Origin of the sequence: Candidatus Tisiphia endosymbiont of Dascillus cervinus (assembly GCF_964026405.1) — a bacterium.
GTDB lineage: Bacteria > Pseudomonadota > Alphaproteobacteria > Rickettsiales > Rickettsiaceae > Tisiphia.
In genome coordinates this window covers 1,317,086-1,331,654 of the sequence record NZ_OZ032146.1, presented here as the reverse complement: position 1 = coordinate 1,331,654, position 14,569 = coordinate 1,317,086, and the positions used below count along the sequence as shown (strand labels likewise).

General features: G+C 34.0%; 15 protein-coding genes, 1 tRNA gene and 1 pseudogene. 7 read left to right on the top strand and 10 right to left on the bottom strand.

All coding sequences use genetic code 11. The annotated features are described in order from the left end of the window. Positions 1-69 precede the first annotated feature (69 nt). On the top strand, positions 70-453 hold the full coding sequence (locus tag AAGD19_RS06585; protein ID WP_341747651.1) for a response regulator: 384 nt from the start codon (positions 70-72) through the stop codon (positions 451-453). Positions 454-532: 79 nt separating this feature from the next. Here AAGD19_RS06585 and grxD read toward each other — a convergent pair whose 3' ends face one another. Continuing rightward, positions 533-865, bottom strand: coding sequence for a Grx4 family monothiol glutaredoxin (grxD, locus tag AAGD19_RS06580; RefSeq protein WP_341747650.1), 333 nt, complete (start codon positions 863-865; stop codon positions 533-535). Positions 866-915: 50 nt separating this feature from the next. On the opposite strand from grxD, the gene nth reads away from it, so the two are divergent. The 3 genes from nth (at position 916) to AAGD19_RS06565 (ending at position 2,929) form a co-directional block, all read left to right on the top strand. Next, positions 916-1,554, top strand: coding sequence for an endonuclease III (nth, locus tag AAGD19_RS06575; RefSeq protein WP_341747649.1), 639 nt, complete (start codon positions 916-918; stop codon positions 1,552-1,554). A gap of 413 nt (positions 1,555-1,967) precedes the next feature. Beyond that, positions 1,968-2,055 (top strand) — tRNA-Ser (locus tag AAGD19_RS06570). Between the two features lie 337 nt (positions 2,056-2,392). Then, a complete protein-coding gene (locus tag AAGD19_RS06565; protein ID WP_341747648.1) occupies positions 2,393-2,929 on the top strand; it encodes a transposase in 537 nt (178 codons plus the stop codon). Positions 2,930-3,411: 482 nt separating this feature from the next. On the opposite strand, the gene AAGD19_RS06560 is transcribed toward AAGD19_RS06565, so the two are convergent. Beyond that, entirely contained in the window at positions 3,412-3,603 is a 192-nt protein-coding gene (locus AAGD19_RS06560) for a hypothetical protein (protein WP_341747647.1), read from the bottom strand. 46 nt (positions 3,604-3,649) lie between these two features. Further along, positions 3,650-4,276 carry a superoxide dismutase gene (locus AAGD19_RS06555; protein WP_341747646.1) on the bottom strand — a complete coding sequence of 209 codons (627 nt, stop codon included), beginning with the start codon at positions 4,274-4,276 and terminating at the stop codon, positions 3,650-3,652. 235 nt (positions 4,277-4,511) lie between these two features. Here AAGD19_RS06555 and AAGD19_RS06550 point away from each other — a divergent pair, with 235 nt between their 5' ends. Then, positions 4,512-5,495, top strand: a complete 984-nt coding sequence (locus tag AAGD19_RS06550) for a transposase (protein ID WP_341747233.1) — start codon at positions 4,512-4,514, stop codon at positions 5,493-5,495. Positions 5,496-5,593: 98 nt separating this feature from the next. Here the strand turns inward: AAGD19_RS06550 and AAGD19_RS06545 are convergent, their stop codons facing one another. Next, a complete protein-coding gene (locus AAGD19_RS06545) occupies positions 5,594-6,865 on the bottom strand; it encodes a hypothetical protein (RefSeq protein WP_341747645.1) in 1,272 nt (423 codons plus the stop codon). A gap of 64 nt (positions 6,866-6,929) precedes the next feature. Further along, the gene (locus AAGD19_RS06540; protein ID WP_410520841.1) at positions 6,930-7,937 is read right to left on the bottom strand and encodes a transposase; all 1,008 of its coding nucleotides are present in this window, start codon (positions 7,935-7,937) and stop codon (positions 6,930-6,932) included. Positions 7,938-9,019: 1,082 nt separating this feature from the next. Here AAGD19_RS06540 and AAGD19_RS06535 point away from each other — a divergent pair. After that, positions 9,020-10,363: pseudogene (locus AAGD19_RS06535) on the top strand (IS110 family transposase). 320 nt (positions 10,364-10,683) lie between these two features. Next, positions 10,684-10,989: a hypothetical protein gene (locus AAGD19_RS06530; RefSeq protein WP_341747643.1), complete on the top strand. Its 306-nt coding sequence runs from the start codon at positions 10,684-10,686 to the stop codon at positions 10,987-10,989. A 46-nt stretch (positions 10,990-11,035) separates the two neighbouring features. On the opposite strand, the gene AAGD19_RS06525 is transcribed toward AAGD19_RS06530, so the two are convergent. From AAGD19_RS06525 to AAGD19_RS06505, 5 genes are all read right to left on the bottom strand, one after another. Further along, positions 11,036-11,263 (bottom strand): HU family DNA-binding protein, encoded by a 228-nt coding sequence (locus tag AAGD19_RS06525; protein WP_341747642.1) that lies wholly within the window; start codon positions 11,261-11,263, stop codon positions 11,036-11,038. Between the two features lie 3 nt (positions 11,264-11,266). Continuing rightward, positions 11,267-12,181: a signal peptide peptidase SppA gene (sppA, locus tag AAGD19_RS06520; RefSeq protein WP_341747641.1), complete on the bottom strand. Its 915-nt coding sequence runs from the start codon at positions 12,179-12,181 to the stop codon at positions 11,267-11,269. Positions 12,182-12,280: 99 nt separating this feature from the next. Then, positions 12,281-12,739: an SsrA-binding protein SmpB gene (gene smpB / locus AAGD19_RS06515; protein WP_341747640.1), complete on the bottom strand. Its 459-nt coding sequence runs from the start codon at positions 12,737-12,739 to the stop codon at positions 12,281-12,283. Further along, positions 12,726-13,622, bottom strand: a complete 897-nt coding sequence (gene dapA, locus AAGD19_RS06510) for a 4-hydroxy-tetrahydrodipicolinate synthase (RefSeq protein WP_341747639.1) — start codon at positions 13,620-13,622, stop codon at positions 12,726-12,728. The genes smpB and dapA overlap by 14 nt, the downstream gene beginning before the upstream one ends. Positions 13,623-13,647: 25 nt before the next feature. Next, complete coding sequence (locus tag AAGD19_RS06505; RefSeq protein WP_341747638.1) at positions 13,648-14,550, bottom strand: branched-chain amino acid transaminase; 903 nt, start codon at positions 14,548-14,550, stop codon at positions 13,648-13,650. Positions 14,551-14,569 lie beyond the last annotated feature (19 nt).

Here is a 14,569-nt window from a genome sequence, read left to right as displayed (position 1 = left end):
GAACAAAATTAGAATTTATGATTCCTGTATACGATAAAAAAGAGACATAAAATGCTTACAAAGGATAATATGGCAAAAGTATTTACTATACTTTTTGTTGATGATGAACCAATTTGCCATGACGTAATAAACTTAGTGCTACATTATGAACAAAAATATAAAATTATCAGTGCTTATTCCGGACAAGAAGCAGTTAATTTATCTAAAACACATGCTAATACAATAGAGTTAATATTTCTTGATATTTCTCTTCCTGATATGACAGGTTGTGAAGTACATAAACAAATAAGAAGTGATGAGAACCTTGCACATATTCCTATAATTTTTCAAACTGGTTTGTCTAGCAATCATCAGGAAATGCAAAAGCTCTTACAAGAACAAGCAACATACCTAATCCATAAACCTTATAAAAACGAAGAACTGCTTGAAACTATAAGGCAGTTCCATAACTAGATATATACTCAAAGCAGAAGAGTATACTCATTTATAAGGCAATTAGATATAAGATAAATATTCTTATATCTAATTGAGGTTACTTAGATATTATATGTTTATTTTTTAATAATGAAACAAGGTCACCGTTTTCATACATCTCACGTACTATATCGCAGCCACCTATCAATTCCCCTTTTATATAAAGCTGTGGTATGGTAGGCCAATCACTGAAAGATTTGATATCTTCACGTAAGCTAGGATTGGTTAAAACATTAATATCACGAAATTCTACGCCAAGTTTTTTTAAGATAGAAACAACGGTAGCAGAAAAACCACATTGAGGAAAATTGGCAGTGCCTTTCATAAATAATACAATATCATGATTAGCAATTTCATTTTTTATAAAATCAAAATTTCTATTCTCTAACATTCCTAAACCTGATAAAAATTATAACTTCTTTTACTCTTAAATGTTATATTATGCAAGCTCAAATAGTTGATAAAATTTTTGAAATTTTAAGCCAAAATAATCCTACTCCCCGAACGGAACTAGAATATGTTAATAATTTTACTCTATTAGTAGCGGTGATATTATCCGCACAAGCAACTGATGTTTCAGTTAATAAAGCAACTAGATTATTGTTTGTGAAGTATAATACACCAGAAAAAATATTAGAGCTCGGGGAAGAAGGGGTAAGAACCTATATAAGATCAATAGGTTTATTTATAACCAAAGCAAAAAATATTGTTGCACTTTGTCGAATTTTGATAGATAAGTATGACAGCAAAGTACCTAACAATTTTGATGACTTAATTAAATTGCCAGGTGTCGGAAGAAAAACTGCTAATGTAGTATTGAATTGCCTCTTTGGTAAGTTAACTATCGCAGTTGATACGCATGTATTTAGAGTTTCTAAAAGATTAGGACTGGCAAATAGTAATACTCCCAAAAAAGTAGAACTTGAATTAGTTAAAGTTATCGATAAAAAATGGTTACAACATGCTCATCACTGGTTGATATTGCTTGGTAGGTATATTTGCAAAGCACGAGTACCAAATTGCCCTGCTTGCCCAGTTAAAGAATATTGTGAATATTATGCTAATAATTTTCTGAAGTAGCAAACTGTAGATACACTTCTGCTTTAAAGAATTGGCTAGGAGTACGAGTGGCAAGTTAACTAATCGTATATTTAGTATGTGAGTACGCAAAGTCCCGATAGTAAGACAATGCTAACACTTTAAAGACGAATAGTATACCAAACCTATTGCTTACGTAACCTTAGTTCGATATAAGAATTAATAATTCTTATATCGATACTTGCTTTGTTATAAGGAAAAATGCACTCTTGAAGCGGCTGACGCGAGTGCATTTTAACTTTTTTCATCATTCAATATGTGATTTTAATTATTAAAATCACATATTGAATGGAGTATTATATTTTAACAATCAGGTGGGCAGCCGCTTCAAACCTGATTGTTTCTATATATAATACTGAATTCGATGTAACTTGTTATTCTGAATTCCCATAGATGGAGAGGTGGCCGAGTGGTTTAAGGCGCTCGCCTGGAAAGCGTGTTCACGGTAACGTGTCAGGGGTTCAAATCCCCTCCTCTCCGCCAGTTCTTATCAGGATTTCAGGATTTTTTTACTTTACTAAAAATTTCATATGTAATTCATATGTAACTTCTCAGACAAATTTCCTGAAATTTGACCTACAAAAAAATATATTCTTAACCCTATTACAAGGGGAGAATATGACAGAATCGTTAATTTTCCTCGCCCTATAGTTGAAAATCAAGATATTATCTTTTATAATTTTGTTGGTAATTTCATCCCGCCTGAGTGGCGAAATCTTACCAATAATTGTGGTAAACAATTAAGTAAAACGTCTCGTCAACTTTTATCGTTGATAGTTTCTTGCATGAAAACTGGTAATTTGTAAATTGTAATCAGGTTTTGCCCCCCTATTGTAATAGACTTCTTTCGAAACTCGCTTGTGCTGAGGGATTTGAAGGAGACGCTTCACCTCGAACCGCAGCGTACTCTAATTCCGTTACGGATTCGAGTACCGCATCGACGTACAAATCACCAGCAGAAGTAGAGTTTCGAAAGAAGTCTATTACAATAGGGGGGCAAAACCTGATTACAATTTACACAGGTTGGCTATTTGCTGATAAGGGGTATTTAGGACAGCCTATTATTAAGCAGCTTAAAAAGCAAGCAGTAGATATATTTACCAAAGTGAGAAAGAACATGAAAGTACGTATAATGACAGAGATTCAGGAGTTCTTTTTAGGTAAAAGGGGTATCGTAGAGACTGTAATAGATCAGTTAAAAAATTGCTGCCAAATTGAGCATTCAAGGCATCGAAGTCCAACTAATGCATTTGTCAATATAATCTCAGGGCTTATAGCTTATTGCTTCAAACCACGCAAACCAGCAATAAAGCATAATAAATTAAAAGCACAAAAATTGCTCCTTACGTCAAACTGAGGTTAAGTTATTATTTTTTTATTGACTTCCATTACGGATGCTTGCGTAAATTGTTTTAACTATGGCTTTCATCATGAGAAACTCCTGTACACTCTATGCTAGGATCGATAGGTATATCTTGCTGTATATCACGAGATAAACTTTTAAAGTAATGTTCTAAATTTAGGTCTGTTTCATTAAATTTAGGTATTTTTAATTGTAATAGTTCATTTATCTGTTGTTCCTAAATAGTGGCGATTCTTCCTCAACGATTTGATTTAATTTTGCCATCAAGGCCATCTTAATTTCTACAGGCTTTATATATATTAGGTTTTATAATAGACTCCTCAACTCTATCTTTTATATTTTTAGCTTCATCTTCTGAGCAACTTGTTTTTTTATCCATAGAGTTACGGAATGTTAATCTATCTGGTAGTTCTATTTTATGTTTTCGGGTTACTTTAATAAGCTTTAATACACCTACGACACCGTAGCAGTTTGGATCATAAGTCGCAGAGTTCTTTCTTCTTCTTTATGTCTAATGAATCTTGTACTTCTCTTAGTGCTGTTTTAAGATATCTCTTATCATGCTTTTCTAGTTCGCTGTAGTGTTGTGAATCTGCATAGGAACAAAGGTCTTGATATTCCTTTACATTTACTAATGATTTTTCTATATCAGTATGCTTTCTTTTCATAACTAATTACCTTAATTATTGATTGTATTTTTTCTAAAATTAAGTTTCAAAGATGGCTTTCAGCAAATTGCCAATTAATCATATGTTCTATATAAACTGAGACATAGTCCGGACGCTTATTGCGATAATCTATATAGTAGGCATGCTCCCAAACATCACAGGTAAGCAAAGGTTTCATAGATTTAGTAATAGGAGTTTCACCATTACTAGTTTTTACTATTTGTAATTTCCCATTATTAGAGACTAACCACGCCCAGCCGCTACCAAATTGGCTTACTGCTGCTTGCTTAAATTCAGTAGCAAAATTCTCATAACTACCAAAATCTTTATTTATCTGTTCCAATATCTTACCAGTAGGCTTCCCTCCACCTGAAGGCTTAATAGAATGCCAAAAGAAAGTATGATTCCATATTTGTGCTGCATTATTAAATATGGCTGCTTCAGTTGGTTTTATGCTTGTAGAAATTATTAATTCTTCCAAACTTTTTTTCTGCAATTCCTGATTATCTTGTAAAAAATTATTCAGGTTAGTTACATATGTTTGGTGGTGTTTCCCATGGTGGTAGTCAAAAGTTTCAGGGGAAAAATGCGGAACAAAATCACTTTTACCATAAGGTAATTCCGGTAAGACAAAAGGATAAGATGTTTGGTTAGATTGTTTGCAATATATCATAATTTCCTCAATTTTAGTATAAAATACTTACTTTTTTATTAAGCACTCTCGTTGTCATTCCAATTTTGGATTAATAAAATTAATCCGAAATTGAGGTTTAGTATATCATAACTATCAAAACTTACGCTATGAGAAAAAAAATGGTACATTATGTTGAGTATAATTTACAAATGCCAAGAGGATAAAATTGCAAGCAATACCAGTTAATAGGACAGATTACTGTCAATTTCTAATAGTGAGTCAAAAGAATTATAGTTTGACCTACTATGCTGAACATGCCAAAAAATGTAGCCATGATGTTATTAATAGATTTTTAAAAAATGAAAAATATACACCTTCTTTGTTATGGGAACATATTAAGGATGATGTTATTTTATCGCCTAACGGATATACAATATTTGATGATACGGTGTTAAATAAAAGAAATACCAAGAAAATAGAAATTGCTAGATCACAGTACAGTGGGGCTACAGGTGGTATTACTACTGGTATAGGAGTAGTAAGTTTGGTATATTATAATCCGGATATTAATAAGTTTTGGGTAATAGATTACCGAATTTTTTCGCCCGAACATGATGGAGCGACAAAAGTAGAACACCTATTAAATATGTTAAATAATGCTGTGTATAGCAAAAAGATTCCTTTTCAAACTGTGCTTTTTGACACATGGTATGCTACGCATAAAATTATGCAACATGTTGATTCCTTGGGTAAATATTATTATGCTCCTATTAAAGCAAATAGAAACGTTACTAAAACTTCCTCTTCTAAGCCTTATAAAGCTGTTAGCAAGTTAACGTTTTCAGATGAGGAAATTAAGAGCGGAGTGGAGATTCATATAAAGGGCTTTGCAAAAGATAAGCATGTTAATTTGTTTAAACTTACTGTTTCTACCAACAGAGTTGATTATATTGTTACCAATAACAAAACTCAAAAATCTTCTAAAGCCGTACAAGATGAGTGTGGCTTTCGTTGGGTAATTGAGAGCATGCATAGAGAAATCAAGCAACTTACCGGTATAGAACGATGCCAATGCAGAAAACAACGCATCCAGCGTAATCACATTAGTTGTGCATTTTTAGTGTGGGCTTTTCTAAAAAGAACTGCACACAAAATAGGTAAGACGGTTTATCAAATAAAGTTAGGGCTTTTAGATCATTATATGCAACAGCAGTTACGTTCACCCTCTTTACGCTATTTAGAACCTTACATAGCGTAAGTTTTGCTATATAACTTTTGTAGGCTATTTTTTGAATTCCCACTTTTAGCTAGGAATGACATCGAAGACTATTGAGCTGGATTGCACTGTTTTGTCGGTTACCTAGTATGTGTATCTGTTTTTTGTTTAAGCTTTACCCCCAAATTTGGTGTAGGTGCTTCTGTTTCTTTTTGAGGAGAAGTAGCTGCTTTCCTCAACCCTGCTAGTGCATTTGTGATATCTGCTGAGCCGACAACAAACCCCGGTCTCTTTTGCTCAGTCTGTGGCTTGGTTGTTGGAGATACTTCTACAGCTGTTTCTAATTTTCTAATATTAGGTAGCGAGTTTGTACTAGGCGAAGAAAGTGGAGGTGGTGGTGGTGGTGGAATTTCTCCAAGCTTAGATTGAGCCTTAGGAGGAGATAGTATCTTTTCAGCTGCTGCCTTCTTTTCCGCCTCTTCCTTTAGTGCTGCTGCTATCCTTGGAGCCTCTATCTCCTGTCTTTTTTGGCGTGCTTCTTCTTCTCTTCGCAGCCTTTCAAATTCAGCAGCGTCTTTAGCATATGTTGGAGATACCTTCTTATCGTCTTGTCCCTCAACAAATCCTCGACGTACTGCCAACTTTTTCTGCAACTCATTCATAAAGGGATCATCTGCTTGGTCTGCAGGTAATTCATTTAATGTTCGGTCTTCTACTTTGTTTAACTTAAAGTTACCTTTTGTTATAGCCGCCAACAAATCAGCTTGAGATATCTGTTGCAGCATTACATTAGAATGAAGAGGTGAAGGCGGAGGAGGTGGTGGCGGTGGTGCTGGTGGTGGCGTAACTGGATCGTTAGGAGGAGTAACTGTTGCCTGCACTGAGATAGTAAAGTGTGCAGTTTCATGTACTACTACCGGTGCTGTGGTAGCCGTCATTATATGAGGTTTCTGCTGAGTTTCTACCAAAGATGGGGGCAAAACCCCGGTTTCTTTTACTGGAATGCTTGTAGATATTTGTTCTTGCACAGGGGAAATAGCCTTATAGTAACTTTTTATAAGTCCAAGCTCTTTAATAAAATCTGATTCTACTTGTTTTAACTCTTCTTTATGTTGTTTACTAAATGGAAATTTTAAAAACTTAATAAGAGAACGAGTCCATTCCCTTGCTTTAATAACAATTGGGGAACGATTTTTACTGTTTTCCACCTTTTTGGTTAACGTTTCTATATTTTTCTGTAAGTTACTTCCATCCGCAACATTTATCGTACTAGTTATAATCTCAGCAACATCTTCTAAATTTTTCTTATCAGGAGAAGATGGTGGTAAGCTAACATAGGCTGCAATTGCAGCCTCAGCTAGCTTATTCACAGATTCATTGGCAAACCTTAAGTTTTCTTTACCACTTATCATACAACTACTCCTACTTAATTAATATTTCTTAAGTATACAATCAAAACTTACGCTATGTAAGGTTCTAAATAGCGTAAAGAGGGTGAGAACGTAACTGCTGTTGCATATAATGATCTAAAAGCCCTAACTTTATTTGATAAACCGTCTTACCTATTTTGTGTGCAGTTCTTTTTAGAAAAGCCCACACTAAAAATGCACAACTAATGTGATTACGCTGGATGCGTTGTTTTCTGCATTGGCATCGTTCTATACCGGTAAGTTGCTTGATTTCTCTATGCATGCTCTCAATTACCCAACGAAAGCCACACTCATCTTGTACGGCTTTAGAAGATTTTTGAGTTTTGTTATTGGTAACAATATAATCAACTCTGTTGGTAGAAACAGTAAGTTTAAACAAATTAACATGCTTATCTTTTGCAAAGCCCTTTATATGAATCTCCACTCCGCTCTTAATTTCCTCATCTGAAAACGTTAACTTGCTAACAGCTTTATAAGGCTTAGAAGAGGAAGTTTTAGTAACGTTTCTATTTGCTTTAATAGGAGCATAATAATATTTACCCAAGGAATCAACATGTTGCATAATTTTATGCGTAGCATACCATGTGTCAAAAAGCACAGTTTGAAAAGGAATCTTTTTGCTATACACAGCATTATTTAACATATTTAATAGGTGTTCTACTTTTGTCGCTCCATCATGTTCGGGCGAAAAAATTCGGTAATCTATTACCCAAAACTTATTAATATCCGGATTATAATATACCAAACTTACTACTCCTATACCAGTAGTAATACCACCTGTAGCCCCACTGTACTGTGATCTAGCAATTTCTATTTTCTTGGTATTTCTTTTATTTAACACCGTATCATCAAATATTGTATATCCGTTAGGCGATAAAATAACATCATCCTTAATATGTTCCCATAACAAAGAAGGTGTATATTTTTCATTTTTTAAAAATCTATTAATAACATCATGGCTACATTTTTTGGCATGTTCAGCATAGTAGGTCAAACTATAATTCTTTTGACTCACTATTAGAAATTGACAGTAATCTGTCCTATTAACTGGTATTGCTTGCAATTTTATCCTCTTGGCATTTGTAAATTATACTCAACATAATGTACCATTTTTTTTCTCATAGCGTAAGTTTTGCAATATAACGTTATTAATTTAACGAAGTCAAGGACTCTAAGCAAAAAAACACAAATTGCGATGTAATAAATTATCAGTATAATTCCCTTAGGGCTGAAGCATTGATTCCCTTTCGATGTCACCCCCCTGCTAGCCACAACTGTTGAAAGTTAAAAATCGTCTATTAGCGAAGTGCTGTTGTAAGGCTTAAACCGTCATTGCGAGGAGTCGCTGCAAGCGACGACTTATCTTCGGTGTACCAAGAGTACGAGTCACTGTAGAAGTGAGGAGTGGTGCTGTACTTAACATGGTGGTAGGTCCACCGGAATCGGCTGGTATGAGCAGATATCAAACTACCTTAAGCTGCTGTATTCTAAGGAATATGGTGGTGAGTGTTAAGGAAAAGGCTGGAAACAGTCAGGTATGACCTATGGAGGTGAACGAAAGTGAATCACTGTATTTAAGTATCGAGAGAGTCTTCTTTTTGTCAAAATTATGGGTTTCGAAGAGCTTGTAAGATAAGGTAACTAGCTGTCATACAATAGTCGAGTTACTGGCAAACGGTACATAGGTGGCACGAACATAGGTTAGGGTTAGGTATGGAACTTGGAAACCAATAGCAAATTTTCCATGCTATTGAGGCGGATGAAGTTGGAGTAGTGATGAAGCTCCTGTAATGGGAGTGGAGCGAAGGGCTTCATGTGGAAAGCACCAAACAAAATGCTTCGCATTATGTAATAACATAAACAAACTGTTATCGGTGAACTATCAACCACAAGGGGTGGTGTTTGCGGTTATCCTGTGTTAAAGTTTAAGTCAGCCGAGTTGGTTAAAGAGATATAACCGGTACTGTCAATGGTGCAATGCAAGTCCGTTGGGAAGCATGGTTTTGGAGCTGTTGGTAAAATCATTGATAGCATTATGTGTTCTATAATACATAAGTGACCTCGTTTAAGAGATTAATTTCACTAAACACTCCATCTTTAAATTAGCTCGGTCTAATTTAATGGAGTAGTAATTTTATGACAAATAATAAAGAGCAAAAATTGGCTGTAATTAATCCTGACGCAGCAGGTATCGATGTTGGTTCTAGAGTACATTACGTTTGCGTACCAGTTGATAGGGAAGAAAAGAACGTGCGAAAATTCGCCGCTTTTACCAGTGATTTGAGAGAAATGGCAGATTGGTTAAAAAAATGTGGAGTTAAGACGATAGCTATGGAATCAACAGGGATATATTGGATACCAGTATACCAAATACTCTAACAAAGAGGTTTTGAAGTATATTTGGTCAATGCTAAATATGTTAAAAATGTCCCTGGACGCAAAAGTGATGTACAAGACGCCCAATGGCTACAAAAATTACATAGTTGTGGTTTATTACAGTCATCATTCAGACCTGAAGATAGTGTTTGTGTACTAAGAAGTTATATACGTCAAAGAGAGCGTCTGATCAAAAACTCTACAACGCATGTATTTCGTATGCAAAAAGCTTTAACAGAGATGAATATGCAACTACGTAATGTAATTACCGACATCACAGGTACAACAGGTATGGCAATCATTAGAGCGATTATAGGTGGTGAGCGTGATCCAGTAAAATTGGCAAAATTTAGAGATTACCGAATCAAAAGTAGTGAAGAAACTATAATTAAGTCACTTCAAGGTGATTATCGCAAGAAACCTCTCTTTGTGTTGAAGCAGGAGTTTGAATTATACATGGATTATCTAAAAAAAATTGAAGAGATTGATATTGAAATAGAAGGACATTATAAAGATTTTGAACCGAAAGGGAATGAAGTAATAAAAGATGACTCAAAAAGAACCGGTAGCAACAGACCTAAATTTAATCTTAAGCAGGAGCTCTATAACATGACTGGTCTTGACTTTAGTACAATACCAGGACTTAATGTACTAACTATCCAAACAATTATATCTGAAGTCGGTACAGATATGTCGCAATGGAAGTCAGAAAACCACTTTGCTTCATGGTTGGGTTTAAGCCCTGCTAATAAAATAACTGGTGAAAAAGTCTTTAGTACTAGAACTCGAAAAGTAATCAACAGAGCTTCCACTGTTTTCAGAATTGCAGCTGCCGCAGCAGGTAAAACCAAAACCGCTATTGGAGCATTTATGCGTAGAATAAAAATCAGTAAAGGAACTCCAAAAGCTATCACAGCAACTGCCAGGAAAATAGCTTGCTTATTTTATAGGTTGTTGAAATTTGGACAAGTATATGTTGAGCAAGGTATAAGCAATTATGAACAAAAATACAAGACCAAATTAGTACAGACTCTTGAAAAACGTGCAAAAGAATTAGGATTTACTTTAACAGCAGAAAATACTGAAAATCAATATGTTATGTAGCAGTTTGTTGGAAGAGTAAGCAAATGAGCAAAGAAGTAACTGCTAATAATTATGAAACTAACCCTACTTCTATATCAAGGCATTTTCTACTTACATCTAGACCTATTATTTTATTCATGATATAATCTCCTTCTTCTTGTGCAAGGCTACTGTATTTCAAGCACCTTCTGCAATTTGTTCAAAGCAAACCTTGTAAGAGGGTACTTATTCTGTGAACGACTATTTCTGTCTAGAACCTATCAAGTCACCCTCTTATAACTACTTATAACATGTTTTTAAGATATAAGAGCCTAATTTGAGTAAGTAAAAAGTCAAAAAATATGCCAAATCCAATAACTTACACAATAGAAAACTTAAGCGATGCACGAGAGTTCTTATCCAAATTCCATGAGCCGGTTATTTTAACTAACAAAAGTGGTAGCACGAGATATTACGGTATGCTAGTGTGGGATTATATTTTTAAAAAACTAATTGAAGAATTTCCCCAAATCGTAAAAATTATTGTTAATGTAGGAAACGATCACACAGCTTTATTTACCGCTATCAAACTTAATTACCAAAATATAGTTTATACTGGTAAATCAGCAGAGGCTAGGAAGTTGGCTTTGGCTAATAGTATAACATGAGAACGCGAATTCGGGATAAGAATTATTCCCTCCCTTTTCCAAAAGCCTAGCGATGTCCACGATAATAGATAGTTTTATATGACCGCTCACTATTGGGAAATTTCCGCTCCCTAATTGAGAAGCTACCGAAGCCTCTAATTTCAATACGATTTTGCTCAGCGAGGCTAAACTGTAAATAATCAAATACCAAATCTATAGAATCTTTTATATCTTCCTTAGAAAGATAATTAAGTTCCTTAGATATTTTATCCACTAAATCAGACTTTCTTGCCATAAATTAAAAAATTGCTTTTATTCCTTGAAATTTATTTTTAAAAAAACTTGGTAAAACACTATCAAAATCCTCCATAATAATTTCAAGAAATTTTGATTTCGGTTTTATTTTAAATTCTTTTACCTTCAAATCTTTATCAATTTTTTTGACTTCCTGTAACCATTTAATCGCATCATCCTCAGAACCCACAGCATCAACAAGTTTTAGTTTCAAAGCTTGGCGACCAGAATATATCCGACCATCAGCTATTTTTTTAACTTCTTCAATTGCTAATCCCCTTCTTAAAGCAACGAGTTCAATAAAATAATCATAAGTATCCTGTACATTAGACATTATAGCTTGACGAACAGCTTTTGTAACTTTCTCAGTAGGATTAGGAGCAGCTTTTAATTCCCCAGATTTAAAATTATTGAAGGTAATACCTAGTGTCTTTGCTAAATCTGTTACTTCTAGAGTTTGGAAAATCACACCAATTGAACCAGTAATCGTTCCATTATGACTAATTATGTAATCCCCTCCTAATGATATCAAATATCCTCCACTCGCTGCCAATGTGCCCATAACAATCACTACCGGTTTTTTTGCTGATATTTTTCTGAGTATATTGTAAATTTTCTCTGATCCAACCACAGTTCCACCAGGAGAATTAACATTAACAATTAGAGCATTAATCTTATCATCATCAATGATTTTCTCCAATCTTTTATCACGTTTTGTATCCTCAAAAATTATATCTTCTATTGAAACTACAGCTATATAGTTACTATTAGTAGTTACATATTCAGAACTTGGCAAATTAAATTTCTTAATCATCACAACAATTAAAACTATAAACATTAAAATTGTTGCTAACTTCCACAGCCTTAATTTTAATTTATTTTGTTTTCTTTCAATTATGTAGTCAGGAGTTATTGTCATTAACTTTACCTATTTGTTTATATGGAAGTATAATGGGTGCTTTAGGCTCTAAGAAGTTAAGGTGCTGTGAGTTGGGTTCGCATAAAAATTATTTTTATCCTACTTCGCACGCATAATCCGACCTTGATCCCTCTTCCAATCTTGTTCTTTAATAGACTGTCTTTTATCATGTAATTTTTTACCTTTTGCTATGCCTAACTCAACTTTTACTTTATTTTTTTTATTGAAATATAAAGAAAGCGCAAGAAGAGTGTAGCCTTTTAGGCGAATTTTACCAATTATTTTCTTTATTTCACTAGAATTAAGAAGCAACTTACGAGTTCTTCTAGTCGAATGATTAAATCTGTTAGCTTTGTCATATTCCGCAATATGGCAATTATATAAAAACACTTCATTTGCAGAATTTTCTGCATGACTATCTTCTATACTAGCTTTTCCTTGACGCAGTGATTTAACTTCACTCCCGGTTAATATTATGCCAGCTTCAATTTTTTCTTCAATAAAGTAATTGAAATATGCTTTTTTATTTTGTGCTATTATTTTCTTATATTCCGACATAGTCCATAGCTTTATTTACTTTTTCCTCAGTAACTTTCAACGCTGAAGTTAAAGGAAGCCTTAACTCGTTAGAACATAACCCTAATCTGCACGCTGCATATTTCACTGGTATTGGGTTTGTTTCTGCAAATAATGCTTTATATAAGGGTAGTAACTGCTGCTCTATTCGCAGAGCTTCTTTATAATTACCAGCATGACAATTATCCTGTAATTTCTTGCACAAACTAGGTGCTATATTAGAGGCAACAGAAACGCACCCTACTCCTGATTGAGCATTATAAGATAACGCTAATCCATCATTACCACACAATAAGTTAAAATCTTTGCTTACAGCAGCCTTAATTCTCAAAGGACGTTCTAAATCATTACCTGCATCTTTAAAAGCTACAATACGTGGTAGTTTACTGAGCCTAACTATCGTGTCATCTGAAAAGTCAACCACAGTTCTACTAGGTACTGAATACAGCATTATGGGCAAATTACTTGCCCTATCTATAGAAGCATTATGTATAGCTTCAAAATGTAAATAAATTCCTTCTTGCATGGGTTTTACGTAAGAAGGAATACTACACATAAGCCCATCAACAGGAATTTTTGTACATATTTTTATCATATCTATGGCTATACTGGTAGTAATAGCGGAACAACCTGCTATTATTTGGGTACGGTTTTTAGTAATTTCTACAGCTATTTCTAACAAAGATTGATATTCCTGTAAACTTAAGCTAGGGCCTTCACCAGTAGAACCAGCAATCACTACTCCATCAACTTTATTATCAATTTGATAGTTAAGTATTTTCTCCAAAGAAACAAAATCTAATTTATTATCCTTAAACGGGGTTATAATAGCTGTAATAAGCCCTTTAAATATATTATTGTTCATCGCATCAGTTCCATTATATCACTATTTATTTACGCACTAAGCTATTATATTCTTTTTTTAACAAATTAGTAATTTTACTATCTTCAAAGATAATATTTTGATCACCACGGTTAATCGATTTAATCCCCTTAACTTCTGCAGCTGTACCAGTCATAAAACATTCATTAAACTCCCCTAACCTATCTAGAGTTATGTACTCTTCCTTAACCTCAAGATTTAACTCTTTAGCAAGTTTTATAACTGTTTGACGCGTTATGCCATTTAAAAAACTATCAGCTATCGGTGTAAATAATTGCTCTCCTTTTACAAAAAAGATATTTGTAGTAGTACATTCAGCAATAAATCCTCGCCAATCTAATATAACTGCATCACTATAACCCAAAGACTTAGCTTCTTTTTGGCATACTATCATCATATTGTAATGTCCTGACGATTTACACTGCGGCGGCAACGAGTTTGGATGGCATTTCCGCCAACGTGCAATATGCAAACTTAAATCATCAGAAGGTCTAGGAGTTGATGGAACAGCAGCAATTAATAAATTAACCGATAAATTCGTATTAGTCAGATTAAGAGATTCACTACCAAACCAAATTAATGGACGAATATAAGCATCTTTAATATTATTCTTTGTTATAAGTAACTGGTGAGCTGTTATAATATCTTCAAAACTATACGGTACCTCTATACTTAAACTTTTTGCCGACTCTATCAAACGTTGGGTATGTTCTTCTAATTTAAAGATTTTGCCATTATAGGCTTTTTCTCCTTCAAAAACTCCACCAGAATAATGTAAACTATGAGTAAGAGCGTGTGTCTTAGCCTCCTGCCAATCAATAAATCTACCATTAATCCAGATATAACCTGATAGTTGATTAAGATTTTTAAACGGCTTTTCAGTTAATGTATTTTCTTGTATTATTGTCATTGTCAATGTTCCACTATTA

Coding starts and splice junctions, on each gene's coding strand:
- AAGD19_RS06585 (WP_341747651.1), top strand. CDS start 70: ATGGCAAAAGTATTTACTATACTTTTTGTTGATGATGAACCAATTTGC.
- grxD (WP_341747650.1), bottom strand. CDS start 865: ATGTTAGAGAATAGAAATTTTGATTTTATAAAAAATGAAATTGCTAAT.
- nth (WP_341747649.1), top strand. CDS start 916: ATGCAAGCTCAAATAGTTGATAAAATTTTTGAAATTTTAAGCCAAAAT.
- AAGD19_RS06560 (WP_341747647.1), bottom strand. CDS start 3,603: ATGAAAAGAAAGCATACTGATATAGAAAAATCATTAGTAAATGTAAAG.
- AAGD19_RS06555 (WP_341747646.1), bottom strand. CDS start 4,276: ATGATATATTGCAAACAATCTAACCAAACATCTTATCCTTTTGTCTTA.
- AAGD19_RS06545 (WP_341747645.1), bottom strand. CDS start 6,865: ATGATAAGTGGTAAAGAAAACTTAAGGTTTGCCAATGAATCTGTGAAT.
- AAGD19_RS06530 (WP_341747643.1), top strand. CDS start 10,684: ATGCCAAATCCAATAACTTACACAATAGAAAACTTAAGCGATGCACGA.
- AAGD19_RS06525 (WP_341747642.1), bottom strand. CDS start 11,263: ATGGCAAGAAAGTCTGATTTAGTGGATAAAATATCTAAGGAACTTAAT.
- sppA (WP_341747641.1), bottom strand. CDS start 12,181: ATGACAATAACTCCTGACTACATAATTGAAAGAAAACAAAATAAATTA.
- smpB (WP_341747640.1), bottom strand. CDS start 12,739: ATGTCGGAATATAAGAAAATAATAGCACAAAATAAAAAAGCATATTTC.
- dapA (WP_341747639.1), bottom strand. CDS start 13,622: ATGAACAATAATATATTTAAAGGGCTTATTACAGCTATTATAACCCCG.
- AAGD19_RS06505 (WP_341747638.1), bottom strand. CDS start 14,550: ATGACAATAATACAAGAAAATACATTAACTGAAAAGCCGTTTAAAAAT.